Source organism: Acinetobacter sp. 766875, from assembly GCF_000582055.1.
Lineage (GTDB): Bacteria > Pseudomonadota > Gammaproteobacteria > Pseudomonadales > Moraxellaceae > Acinetobacter > Acinetobacter nosocomialis.
The window spans coordinates 59,286-72,368 of sequence record NZ_JEXX01000006.1 but is presented as its reverse complement, the minus strand read 5'-3'; the positions used below and the strand labels follow the sequence as shown (position 1 = coordinate 72,368).

Annotated in this window: 10 protein-coding genes; 7 read left to right on the top strand and 3 right to left on the bottom strand. The window is 40.4% G+C overall.

Features of this window, described 5'->3' with window-relative positions; genetic code table 11:
• Positions 1 to 33: 33 nt before the first annotated feature.
• Positions 34 to 843 carry a cytochrome C assembly family protein gene (locus J576_RS07615; protein ID WP_033855548.1) on the bottom strand — a complete coding sequence of 270 codons (810 nt, stop codon included), beginning with the start codon at positions 841 to 843 and terminating at the stop codon, positions 34 to 36.
• Positions 844 to 983: 140 nt separating this feature from the next.
• On the opposite strand from J576_RS07615, the gene ffh reads away from it, so the two are divergent.
• Positions 984 to 2,393 (top strand): signal recognition particle protein, encoded by a 1,410-nt coding sequence (gene ffh, locus J576_RS07610; protein ID WP_000460622.1) that lies wholly within the window; start codon positions 984 to 986, stop codon positions 2,391 to 2,393.
• A gap of 49 nt (positions 2,394 to 2,442) precedes the next feature.
• On the opposite strand, the gene J576_RS07605 is transcribed toward ffh, so the two are convergent.
• Together J576_RS07605 and J576_RS07600 are read right to left on the bottom strand one after the other, a co-directional pair.
• Positions 2,443 to 3,177, bottom strand: coding sequence for a pantothenate kinase (locus tag J576_RS07605; RefSeq protein WP_002050298.1), 735 nt, complete (start codon positions 3,175 to 3,177; stop codon positions 2,443 to 2,445).
• Between the two features lie 15 nt (positions 3,178 to 3,192).
• Positions 3,193 to 3,945, bottom strand: coding sequence for a biotin--[acetyl-CoA-carboxylase] ligase (locus J576_RS07600; protein ID WP_000362826.1), 753 nt, complete (start codon positions 3,943 to 3,945; stop codon positions 3,193 to 3,195).
• Between the two features lie 30 nt (positions 3,946 to 3,975).
• Here J576_RS07600 and J576_RS07595 point away from each other — a divergent pair, with 30 nt between their 5' ends.
• From J576_RS07595 to ftn, 6 genes are all read left to right on the top strand, one after another.
• Entirely contained in the window at positions 3,976 to 4,779 is an 804-nt protein-coding gene (locus J576_RS07595) for a sulfite exporter TauE/SafE family protein (RefSeq protein ID WP_002050450.1), read from the top strand.
• Positions 4,780 to 5,028: 249 nt separating this feature from the next.
• The gene (locus J576_RS07590; RefSeq protein ID WP_001047228.1) at positions 5,029 to 5,724 is read left to right on the top strand and encodes a GntR family transcriptional regulator; all 696 of its coding nucleotides are present in this window, start codon (positions 5,029 to 5,031) and stop codon (positions 5,722 to 5,724) included.
• Between the two features lie 10 nt (positions 5,725 to 5,734).
• Complete coding sequence (gene smc, locus J576_RS07585; RefSeq protein ID WP_033855546.1) at positions 5,735 to 9,184, top strand: chromosome segregation protein SMC; 3,450 nt, start codon at positions 5,735 to 5,737, stop codon at positions 9,182 to 9,184.
• A 1-nt stretch (position 9,185) separates the two neighbouring features.
• Positions 9,186 to 10,223 carry a cell division protein ZipA C-terminal FtsZ-binding domain-containing protein gene (locus J576_RS07580; RefSeq protein ID WP_002050445.1) on the top strand — a complete coding sequence of 346 codons (1,038 nt, stop codon included), beginning with the start codon at positions 9,186 to 9,188 and terminating at the stop codon, positions 10,221 to 10,223.
• 94 nt (positions 10,224 to 10,317) lie between these two features.
• Complete coding sequence (gene ligA / locus J576_RS07575; protein ID WP_002050306.1) at positions 10,318 to 12,354, top strand: NAD-dependent DNA ligase LigA; 2,037 nt, start codon at positions 10,318 to 10,320, stop codon at positions 12,352 to 12,354.
• A gap of 254 nt (positions 12,355 to 12,608) precedes the next feature.
• Positions 12,609 to 13,073: a heteropolymeric bacterioferritin subunit Ftn gene (gene ftn / locus J576_RS07570; protein WP_001214863.1), complete on the top strand. Its 465-nt coding sequence runs from the start codon at positions 12,609 to 12,611 to the stop codon at positions 13,071 to 13,073.
• Positions 13,074 to 13,083: the final 10 nt, after the last annotated feature.

Below are 13,083 nucleotides of genomic sequence, written 5' to 3'. Positions count from 1 at the left end.
ACGCTGTCTAGTAGTGCTGAAATTTTAATTGTTTTATCGGCCCAATATCATCTCAAGCACAAATTTACTGCCAATAAAGCCGATCGCTAAAAGGGCAAAACCAATTAGGGTAAAACGAATCGCTTTTTGACCACGCCATCCGAGTTTGTAATGGCCAATGAGTAATGAGCCATAAATAATCCATGAAATAATACTAAATACGGTTTTATGAGCGAGATGCTGAGCAAAGAAACTATCAATAGTTAAGAAACCAAACGCCAGAGCAATGGTTAATAAAATAAAACCGGTAATAATTAAATCAAATAACAAGGACTCCATGGCCTGAATGGGCGGGAGTAAATTGACCCAGAAGCGTTTTTTTTGTTTCTTTTTGAGTTCACGGTTTTGGAACCATATCAAGATTGCATGTATGGTTGCCATGAGTAGAACCGCATAGGCCGAAAGTGAAAGAATAATATGCGTATCTAAGCCTAATGAGTGTTGTTCAATAAACTGATTTGGTTTACTAAATGCAAAACCTAAAATAAGACCAATGGCCGCTACAGGAATGCCTAATAAGTTTAAAGGTACAATCGGACGAAAAGTACTAAAAATTAAACTTAACAACAACATAAGCCATGATGTAAAAGAGACTAAATTAAAAACATCATAGTTAATTCCTAAAGGCGTCAGCATTGCATGGCATAGAACTGTGCCGTGCAGCAGCAGTGCCAAGGTCGTAACAAGAGCAAATAACCATGGGTTTGGTTCACGTTTTGACATTAAACGTATGAACAGATACCAGAAAGAAGTGGTATATGCGATGAGTGCCAAAATTGTGTAAACCAAGGGGAGGCTAATCATGTCAAACCTTTTTCAGGATTAATTCATCTAGATAAGATATAAATTCGCTGCGAACTAAAGTATCCTATAGCATTCTATGCATAAATTTTCTATTTCGAGAAAGATTTTTTTGCAACTAGCCATTTTAAGCGGATTTTGCAATGTTTGATACCTTAACAGAACGACTCACGCAGAGTTTAAGAAATGTTACTGGCTCAGGGCAGCTGACCGAAGACAATATTAAAGATACCTTACGTGAAGTACGTATGGCTCTTCTTGAAGCCGATGTCGCGTTACCTGTAACTCGTGAATTTATCGCGAAAGTTAAGGAAGAGGCATTGGGCCAAGAAGTGATGACCCAGTTATCTCCAGGCCAGGCATTTGTAAAAATTGTCTATGACGAACTCACCAAGATGATGGGTGAGGCAAATGAAACACTGGATTTAAGTGCTAAGCCTCCAGTTGTTGTATTGCTTGCTGGTTTACAAGGTGCAGGTAAAACTACAACTGCTGCCAAGCTGGCACGTTTCTTAAAAGAACGTCAAAAGAAAAAAGTAATGACGGTTTCTGCCGACGTTTACCGTCCGGCAGCGATCAAACAGTTAGAAACTGTATCAGCAGAAGTTGGCGCAGGTTTTATTCCATCAGATCCTTCTGAAAAGCCTATTGATATCGTTAACCGTGCAATTGAACAGGCAAAGATCCAGTTTGCCGATGTGTTGATTGTCGATACAGCAGGTCGTTTACATGTCGATGAAGACATGATGGACGAAATTAAAGAATTGCATGCAGCAGTTAAGCCTACTGAAACTCTGTTCGTGGTTGATGCTATGACAGGTCAGGATGCTGCAAATACTGCTAAAGCATTTAACGATGCTTTGGCACTTACGGGCGTGATTCTTACTAAAACTGATGGTGATGCACGTGGTGGTGCAGCGCTTTCTGTTCGTGCTATTACTGGTAAGCCAATCAAGTTCTTGGGTATGGGCGAAAAGCTTGATGCCTTAGAGCCATTCCATCCGGATCGTGTTGCTCAACGTATTTTAGGTATGGGTGACGTACTTTCTTTAGTCGAAGAAGTTGAACGTAAAATCGACAAAGAAAAAGCCGAAAAAATGGCGAAAAAATTGCAAAAAGGCGGTAGCTTCAACTTTGAAGATATGCTGATGCAATTTGAGCAAATGAAAAAAATGGGCGGCATGATGGGCTTCTTAGACAAGTTGCCTGGCATGAGCGGTGCAGGAATCCAGCAAGCGATTGAGCAAGCGAATCCTGAAAAACAAGTCAAAAAAATGGAAGCAATTATCCAATCGATGACTGTTAAAGAACGCCGTAACCCAGACCTGATGAACCCAAGTCGTAAAAAACGTATTGCGGCAGGTTGTGGTATGGATGTTGCTGAAGTGAATAAGCTTATTAAGCAACAAGCGCAAATGGCTAAAATGATGAAGAAGTTTGCGAATCCATCTGGTATGAGCAAAATGATGCGTTCATTAGGCAATATGCAAAAACAATTTGGCGGTGGTGGCGGTATGGGACCACTGTTTGGTAACAACGACCAAAAGAAATAAAACCATAAAATAAAAGGCGCTTAGAGCGCCTTTTATTTTGTTCTGTATTTTAGTCTTTAGGATAATGAGCAATATATTGTTGTAGCCCTTTAAGCAAAAGATCTTTTTCAACAGTTGGCTGGTACTTCTGTAGAAATTTAGCAAAAAGAGGAGCATCTCCACCTGTGAGGAGCAGCTTTTTAGGATATTGCTGCATGATGCTCTCAATCGTACTAATAAGACCTAACAAAATACCGTGATGTACTGCATCTACGGTGTTATTGCCTGGATTTAGATTATCAAAAGCCGAATCGGGAATTTTAATACCTTTGGTATTTTGAATCAGCGCATCACGCTGTAAATAAAGGTTTGGCAGAATATAACCGCCTAAATGCTGTTTGCCTTTGGTTAAATCAATAGTAAGCGCTGTTCCGCAACCAATAATGCAATAGTTTTCTTTTTCCTCAGCAACAGCAAGTACCTGTAGCCAGCGGTCAATCCCGAGCTGACTCGGGACTTCATAGCCACATTGTAAGCCTGCATATTCCGAATGGACTTTGGCAAAAACAACAGGAATTTCTAGCCATTTTAAAATCTGCTGAATACGCTGATTATTTTCGGTATCGAGAACCGAAGAAATCCCAATACGATGCAAGCCTTGATGTTTAAAGTGTTGGATTAATCCCAGTAATAAATCGGCAGGAGACTGCAAATGTAACTCAGCTGCATGTTCAATAATTTGCTGATTTTCAGTAATCCAGTATTTTAAACGGGTGTTTCCGATATCAAGCCATAAACTTTTCATGGGAAAAATACCTGATTACTGAGTGGTTTGTGGTCTTAGACGACCTTGATAAAACTGCTGTGGTTCAGGAGTTTCAAGAATCACCGCACCTTCATTAGAGATACCAACGAAACGGCCATATACCAATCCTTGACTATGTTCGAACTGAACTAACTGATTAAGCCATGCAGCATGGTGGTTAAAACGTCCTGCAAGGTTATAACAACCATGATCAAACCAGCGGGCTGCATTTTGAATTGCAACATAAAGCTCTGAAATTAACTCAAGACGACTCATTTGCTCTAAACCTAAATCTTCTAAAGAGGTGATTAGCTGGTCACTATCAGTCACTGGTGGTGTTTTTAAATTAATACCCACGCCTACAATAGCCTGATGCTGAGAAAGTGGTTCGACCAAAATTCCACCCCATTTTCCTTGCGTACTGTACAAATCATTTGGCCATTTCACTTGTAAGCTCAAAGGTTGTAGCTGTGGAATTTGCAAAATATTCAACGCAACTTCAAGTGCTAAGCGACCATCTAAGGGTGTTCGAGTTTGCACCAATGTGCTTAAATAAATGTTTCCTTCAGGTGAAATCCATTGCCGTTGATGTTGACCTCGCCCTTGAGTTTGTTGAGCACTGCAAACCAAGCCTGTTGTAATGCCTTTTTGGGCAATTTCACGAATATCATCATTGGTCGAAGTTGTGGTTGCTTTTAATAAAACCACTTCTGGAAGCTGGTTTTTTGCGCTTAAAAGTTGTTGTAGTTGGCGAGTCTCTAAATCCATGTTGAATATGAGCAGAGTGGTAAAACATTTATGGAGTTAATCATATATTTACTCATTGGCGCAATTGCTGGTTTTACTGCCGGATTGTTTGGAGTTGGCGGTGGACTAATTATTGTACCAATCCTCTATGTCGTTTTTACCCAGTTGCACTATGACCCGGCGGTAATCATGCATATTGCAGTCGGAACCTCCTTAGCAACCATTATTGTGACGTCTTTTAGTTCTGTTTCTGCCCATCATAAAAAAGGTGCAGTTCTTTGGCCTGTTTTTCGTAATCTAGCACCTGGTCTTGTGCTGGGCTCATTTTTAGGCGCAGGCATTGCCGATCTTTTATCTGGTCAGCATTTACAGCTTCTGATTGGTGTTTTTGCAGTTGTGATGGCCTATCGCATGTTTAAAGGCGCAAATGTGGTTGTTGACCCAACACGTCAGCTCCCTTCAACACCTATGCAATTTATGGCAGGTGGTGGTATTGGAATTGCCTCTGCAATTTTTGGTATTGGAGGCGGTAGCTTAACTGTTCCATATTTAAACCGTCATGGTGTAGTCATGCAAAAAGCAGTCGCGACTTCTGCCGCTTGTGGTTTACCTATTGCTGTAGCGGGTGCAATTGGCTTTATGTGGTTTGGTGCTAAAGAGCACATTTCTGTACCTAATACGATTGGTTATGTGCACATCTATGCTTTTATTGGTATTAGTGTCATGAGTTTTGTGACCGCTAAACTTGGGGCCAAGGTTGCACACGCATTGTCACCACAAAGGCTAAAAAAATGCTTTGCTTGTTTGTTAGTCGTGGTAGGCAGTTATTTTATTTATAAAGGTTTTATGAATTAAAAACGTTTTATTAAAAAATATAGAAAAGGAAGCTTAGACTCTCACAGTTTAAGCTTTTTTTTATTTGAAGATTTAAACAGACTAAAGCTGAGTTTTTCATCCGATTTCTGTATGGATTTTGGGCGGGTTGGCTTAAAATGCAATAAAATTGTCAGACAATGACATAGTTTTTAATGGATGGGATCAGTTAAAAACAAGGATGCGAAAGAAAAGCATGGATTAATGCATATAAAAAGTAGCGGGTGATTTATGAATCTCGAAGAGACAGAGAGTCTTTCTGAGCAAATTGTCAAATATATTAGCGAACAGATTATTAGTGGCGAATTGGTCGAAGGCGAACGCATACAAGAACTTCGTATTGCGAAAGAGCTTGATGTAAGTAGGGGGTCAGTTCGTGAAGCATTATTATTGCTTGAACGTACGCATCTCATTGAGATTTTTCCGCGTCGGGGTGCAATTGTTTCAGAGATGTCGGCACAACAGGTTAAAGCGTTGTTTGATACAAATATGATGTTATTGGGGCATATTGTACAACGCATCAGTGAAACATGGCGCGCCCATGAAGCTGATCAATTACAGCTCTTGTTAGAACAGCTTCTTGAGCATGTAAAAGCAGGCGATATCGAAAAATTCTACGATGCCATTTTCCAATATCTGGCTGAACAGCAAGATATGGTCGGTAATCCTTATTTAATGAAATTTTATAAAGAATTATTACCTTCGCTACGTCGTAGTTATTTTTTGACGCTAAATACCTCTAAAAGGGAACTGCAAGAAGCGTTTGCATTATTTAAACTCGTGACTGATGCAATTTTGATCCGAAAATCACAACAAGCCGCTTTATTTATGGAAGATTTTTGTCGACACTTACGTAACCTTGTGTTGGAATCGCTGACACGAATGAAACAGATTGAATTGGCTTGGGCGAGACGCTCACGCCGCTAGTTAGGGCATTATGCGTTTAAGCAGTTTAAAACTTTCCGGCTTTAAATCTTTTGCAGATAGTACAACTTTAAATTTTAAGGCGAACCGCACAGCAGTGGTTGGTCCAAATGGTTGTGGCAAATCCAATGTTATTGATGCGATCCGCTGGGTGATGGGGGAGTCAAATGCTCGTCAGTTGCGTGGTGGTAGCATGCAAGATGTTATTTTTACCGGAACATCCAAGCGTAAGCCAGTGGGTGTTGCCAGTGTAGAACTGCGTTTTGACAATACCTATGGCAAATTAGGCGGAGCTTATAACGCTTATAATGAGCTCGCTGTTCGTCGTCAGGTCACCCGTGAAGGTAAATCTGAGTATTTCTTAAATGGTACACGTTGCCGTCGCCGTGATATTACTGACATTTTCTTGGGAACGGGTTTAGGGCCACGCTCTTACGCAGTCATTGAACAAGGCATGATTAACCGCTTGGTTGATGCCAAGCCTGAAGAAATGCGTATTTTCATTGAAGAGGCAGCGGGTGTGTCTCGTTATCAGGCGCGTCGCCGCGAAACCTTGCAGCACCTTGAACATACGGAACAGAATCTTTCACGTTTAGAAGATATTGCCCTTGAGTTAAAATCTCAGCTTAAAACGCTAAAACGCCAGTCAGAAGCTGCGGTTCAATATAAAACCTTAGAAAGTCAGATTCGTACCCTAAAAATTGAAATTTTGTCTTTTCAGGCAGATAAAAGTGTACGCCTACAAGAAGAATATACAGTTCAAATGAACGAACTGGGGGAAACTTTTAAATTAGTTCGCTCTGAGCTAAGTACGATTGAACATGATTTAGAATCTACCAGTGCTTTATTTCAGAGACTTATTCAGCAATCTTCACCACTACAACAAGAGTGGCAGCAAGCTGAAAAAAAATTATCTGAACTGAAAATGACTCTGGAACAAAAACAGAGTTTATTTCAGCAAAACAGTACAACGCTTGTTCAATTAGAACAGCAAAAAGCTCAGACGAAAGAGCGTTTACAACTTTCCGAACTACAGCTTGAAACACTGAATAGTCAGTTAGAAGAACAAACTGAAGCTTTAACGGCAATTGAGCATACAGCAGCTGAAGCAGAGCAAAATTTTGCCGGTTTACAATCACAGCAGCGGCAAGCGCAGCAACAATTTGAGCAAGTAAAAGCTCAGGTTGAAAAACAACAGCAGCAAAAAATGCAAATGTCTGCTCAAATCGAGCAATTAGGCAAAAATGTTCAGCGCATTGAACAGCAAAAAGAAACACTGCAACATCAAGCCAACCAGATCCAATCGCAAGTACATGAAGATGAACAAGGCGAGCTTGAGCAATTGCAACAGCAGCTTAGTCGTGAAATCTCGACCTTAGAGGCTGATATTGAGCAGTATGTGCAGCGTATTGAACAAGCTCAACAAGCGCATCAGACAACTAAAAATCAGCAACAAACGTTAAAAACAGAAATACAGGTTTTATTGTCAGAGCAGAAAAACTTAAACCAGCTTGTTGCTAAACAAAGTCCAAAGCAAAACCAAGATACGCTACGTTTAATGCAGGCTCTAGAGTTAACCGAGCAGGGCAAACCACACGCACAGATTATTGAAAAGTTTTTAGCAAAATGGTTGCAGGCACATATTGTTGAGACTGAACAAGCTTTTCAGGAAGGAATTGCTCGCCAGTTAAAACCTTCAGAGCAATCAAGCAAATTTAAGGGCAACCTGACTTGCTTGAATGATTGGATTGCATCGCCACAGCTTTCAATATTTTCCAATGTGGCGATTGCACAAGATTTATCTCACGCTTTAAACGAGCAAAAGCAATTGCAACATGGCCAGTCTATCTTAACCTTGGATGGTTATCATGTTGGGCAGGACTGGGTAATTGCTCTTATGTATGATGACGAAAGTCAAAGTGCGCAAGGTATGCTCAGTCATCGTATTCGTCTAGATGAAATTGAACAAGTTCTTCACAAGCAGCAACCTGAACTACAAGCATTAGATGAAACGGTAGTTCAGGAAAAAGAAAAACTTACACAGCTACAAGCTGACTTACAGCAGAAACAACAAACCATTAAACAAAAGCAAAAAGACTTGCAACAGCTAGATGTTCAAATTGCTAAACAGCAAACCGCAGCACAAGCATTTTTATTGCAAAAACAACAATTGAAAGATCAACTCGCTCAGTTAGATATGCAGCTTGAAGAGGATGCAATGCAAAAAGACGATCTTGAAATTGATTTGCATGCATTAGCAATGAAGCTTGAAACCATTTTACCTGACTATAAAACTTTGCAATTTCAGGTAGAAGAATTAACAGAGCAGCTTGAAGCACAGCAACAAGTCTTGCAACAGCAACAACAAGAACGTGAGATTTTACGCCGTAATAGTACGCAGACAACTCAACAGATTGAGCTACTTGAAAAAGATATTTCGTTCTTGCAGAGCCAATATCAACAAATTACAGCGCAAATGGAACAGGCGAAAAAGTTTGTGGACCCTATTCAGTTAGAGTTGCCAAACCTTGAGTCAGAGTTTCAACAACAATTTGCTCAAACCGCAAAGCTGCAAAAGACATGGAATGAATGGCAGATTGAGCTTAATAGTGTTCAAGAGAAGCAACAAACACTTACAGACCAACGTCATCAATACCAACAGCAAGATGAAAAGCTTAGAGAGCAGCTTGAAGCAAAGCGTTTAGCATGGCAAGCAGCTAAGTCTGATCGTGAGCACTATCAAGAACAGCTCAAAGAGTTAAATGCCGAGCTTCAAACGGGCTTGAAAATAGATTTAACTGAACACCAGCAAAAACTGGAAAAAGTACAGAAACAGTTTGAAAAAATCGGTGCAGTTAACTTAGCTGCTTCACAAGAGTTTGAAGAGGTTTCTCAGCGTTTTGATGAGTTGAGCCATCAGATTCAAGACTTGGAAAATACGGTAACTCAGTTAAAAGATGCAATGAAGAGCATTGACCAAGAAACCCGTAAGTTGTTTATGTCGACTTTTGATCAGATTAATCAAGAGTTACAAAATCTATTTCCAAAAGTTTTTAATGGTGGTGAAGCCAGTTTAAGTCTTGAGGATGATTGGCAATCTGGGGTTAAGCTCATGGCAAGGCCACCGGGTAAGAAAAACAGTTCTCTAGCATTACTTTCCGGTGGAGAAAAAGCGTTAACAGCGTTAGCATTAGTATTTGCTATTTTCAGGTTAAATCCGGCACCGTTTTGTGTACTCGATGAAGTGGACGCTCCACTCGACGATGCGAATGTACAGAGATATTGTAATTTGGTAAAAGAGCTTTCTGAACATGTACAATTCATTTACATTACACATAATAAGCTGGCGATGACCATGGCAACTGACTTGTTGGGTGTAACCATGCCTGAACCGGGTACATCAAAATTAGTCACTGTCAATTTAGAACAGGCAAAAGAATACGGGTTAGTTTCGGAGTCATAGAATGGAAATCAATACGATTATTGGCATCGTTGTTGCCATTATTATCATGCTAATTGGCTTAAGAATGATTTTAAAAAAGCCGAACCATGCTGAACCCTCGCTAGACAGTGATTTACATATTAATCCTGAAAGTAATCAACCAGTTATCCCTCGTCATGTGCGAGATCAACTTGAACAGCCAGAAGTTGCTGTTACGTCAGCAGCCGTTGCTGAACGCGTGGAACCAACTTTAAGCGAGCAGGAACAGCCAAAAGAAAAGGAAACAAAAGAAGTAGAACAGGCTTCCCAAGCTCAAACAGTCCAGACACAAGTACCCGTTGAAAATACGCCAGTAGAAGTAGAAGAAGTTAAAGCTGAAGAAAATACTGTTAGCCCAACTGTAAGCGAAAATAGTTCAGTTGAGTTAGTCGATATCGTTTCTGCTGAACCAGAAGTTGTTGGCTCATCAGAACAAAAAGTTGCAGAAGAGCAGCCGAAAACTGAGCCAGAATTAAGTTTAAACCCAAATATTGAAACGGCTGAAATTGCCGAATTTGAAGGTGAAAGTAATATTCTGGATGTACATCTACATGAGCAACAACGTTTTGACGACGAAAGTGCGTTGGCAATGGCTGAACAGATTATTGCATTAAATGTTTATCCAAATCCGCGCCGTGCATTATCGGGCGATAAAGCACTGAAAGTACTTTTAAAATATGGTTTACGTTACGGTGAAATGTCTTGTTTCCATCGTTATGAAAATACAGATGAACCAAGTGCACTCATGTTCTCTGTACTTCGTATGACCGATAATGGTCCTGCTGGTTTCGATTTAGAAACTTTATCTGCTGAACAAGTTCAAGGCTTGGCATTTTTCCTTGCACTTCCAAACAGTAAAGCCGTGACAGGTTTTGACATGATGACCAGTATTGCAGGCCTGATTGCTCGTGAAATTGATGGTAAGGTTTATGATGAAAATAATCTTGAATTTACGCCGCAGTTAAAAGAACATTGGCGCCATCATGTGATTGATTATCGTCCAGCACAGGCAACAGCCTAGTTTAAATTTTTGGTATAGGTTGCGATAATTGCAAAATATCTAGTCGCAGCTCAGGGTGGAGAAATTTCCACCCTTTTTTATGGTGAATAAAATAATGGCAATAACTTCCGTGATCGAACAGATGCGTCAGCTTATTCAACTGATTGCAAAGCATAACCATGCCTACTATGTCATGGATCAGCCGACAATCTCGGACAGTGAATATGATCATTTATTTCATCAGTTAAAAGCTTTAGAAGAGCAGTATCCGGAACTTGTACAAGCCGATTCACCAACAACGAAAGTAGGTGGTCAAGCGCTTTCAAAATTCGAAAGTGTGACGCATGTGGTGCCAATGCTTTCACTGGGTAACGTATTTAATCAAGAAGATTTATTTGCATTTGCACGCCGTGTAGAAGAGCGACTACCAAACCAGAAAGTACAATATGAAGTTGAGTTAAAACTCGATGGTCTTGCAATTTCACTATGGTATGAAAATGGCGTACTGGTTCGTGGTGTAACTCGTGGGGATGGTGAAACTGGCGAAGATATTACTCAAAACGTTAAAACCATTCGTAACTTACCTAAAGTTCTGCATTCAGAAAAATACGAAATTCCGCGCTTGCTCGAAGTACGGGGTGAAGTACTCATGCCGAAGTCTGGTTTTGAAAAACTTAATGCCGATCAGGAAGCAAAAGGGGAAAAAACCTTCGCTAACCCTCGAAACGCAGCCGCAGGAAGTTTAAGACAACTTGATCCAAATATTGCTGCTGGCCGACCTTTGGCATTTTATGCGTATGGGATTGCACAGTGTGAACCAAATCATGGCCTCACCACTATGCATGATAGCTTGCAATGGTTAACGGAACTTGGGTTTCAAATTGCTGAGCGTCAGTACTTGTGTAATTCAATTCAAGAAGTACAGCAGCGCTATGAGCAAATTCAGCAAGAGCGTCCAAGCCTCCAAGTTGAAATTGATGGCATGGTGGTGAAGGTTGATGACCTAAAACAGCAACAGCAGCTTGGTTTCTTAAGTCGTGAACCACGCTGGGCAACTGCTTATAAATTCCCGGCTCAAGCTGCTCTTACGACTGTTGAGCAGATTGACTGGCAAGTAGGGCGTACAGGGACTTTGACCCCTGTAGCACGCTTAAATCCTGTTTTTGTAGGTGGTGTAACTGTTTCTAATGTCACGTTGCATAATATTGGAGAAATTCACCGTCTAGATGTACGCGTTGGAGATACTGTAAGTGTTTACCGTACGGGTGACGTAATTCCTAAAGTAGAAAAAGTTTGGCCAGAATTCCGTCCTGCTGAAGCAGAAGTTGTTCATTTACCAGAGTCCTGCCCAGTATGTGCATCTCCTGTAGTGATGCCTGAAGGTGAGGCTCTCGCACGTTGTTCAGGCGGTTTATATTGTGCTGCACAGCGTATTGAAGCCATTCGCCACTTTGTATCGCGTAAAGCGATGGATATCGAAGGTTTGGGAGATCGTTGGGTAGAATCTTTATTACGTCTCGATTTACTTAAAGATGTGGCTGATATTTACCATTTGCATGAACACAGAGAAACACTGTTGGGCATTGAAAAAATGGGAGAAAAGTCAGTACAGAACTTAATAGATGCGATCGAAGCAAGTAAGAAAACAACTCTAGCACGTTTTATTTATGCCTTAGGTATTCGTGGAGTAGGTGAAACAACGGCTAGAATGTTAGCAAATACCTTCCAAACGCTTGAGGCCCTTAAAGCTGCGAATGTAGAAGCTTTGAAGAAAACCCCAGATGTAGGGGATATTACAGCAGAGTGGATTGCTGATTTCTTCTTGGCACCGCATAACATTGAAGTACTTGATCGTTTAATTGCCGCGGGTATTCATTGGGATGCGCCAACTGCACCAACACGCCAGCCCTTAAATGGTGAAAGCTGGGTACTTACAGGCACATTAGAGCAAATGACTCGTGATCAGGCCACTCAAATGCTACAAGCATTAGGGGCGCGCGTAAGCGGTAGCGTATCAAGCAAAACGAAGTGTGTGGTTGCAGGTGAAAAGGCCGGTTCAAAATTAGAAAAAGCTGCGAAATTAGATATTCCTGTCATGAATGAAACAGATTTCTTATCACTCATGGCGAGTTATGGGCAGACTTTGAGCTAAAAGACTTAGCGAAATAAGAACCATTGATTTTAGTTACAAATTTATAAATTGATGGTTTATGCCATATTTGAACGCTTGTCTGAGCTTATAAATCGGACAAGCGTTTCTTTTTGCAAAGGAAATTTAAATAACTTAAACTGCAAATGCGTATGTTTCTCATTTTAATTTGATAAAAATCATAAGCTTAACTATTTTTTATTTTGCAATCATTTTTAAGTTTGCCCATAATAGACTCATACGATAGGAGATTTATTATGCGTGGCAATCCAGAAGTCATAGACTATTTAAATATGCTCATTGGCGGAGAGTTGGCTGCCCGTGATCAATATTTAATCCATTCTCGTATGTATGAAGATTGGGGCTTAAATAAGATTTATGAACGTATTGACCATGAGATGCAAGAAGAAGCTTCTCATGCCGATGCAATCATTCGTCGTGTATTGTTTTTAGGTGCCAAACCAAACATGCATCGTGAAGATATCAATGTTGGTACAGACGTTGTATCTTGCTTAAAAGCTGATTTAGCACTTGAATATCATGTGCGTGAAAAATTAGCGACAGGTATTAAACTTTGTGAAGAAAAAGGCGACTACATTAGTCGTGACATGTTACGTCAACAATTATCAGATACTGAAGAAGATCATACTTATTGGCTTGAAAAACAGTTGCGTTTAATTGAACTGATAGGCCTACAAAATTATATTCAGTCTCAAATTTAATGATGTGAAA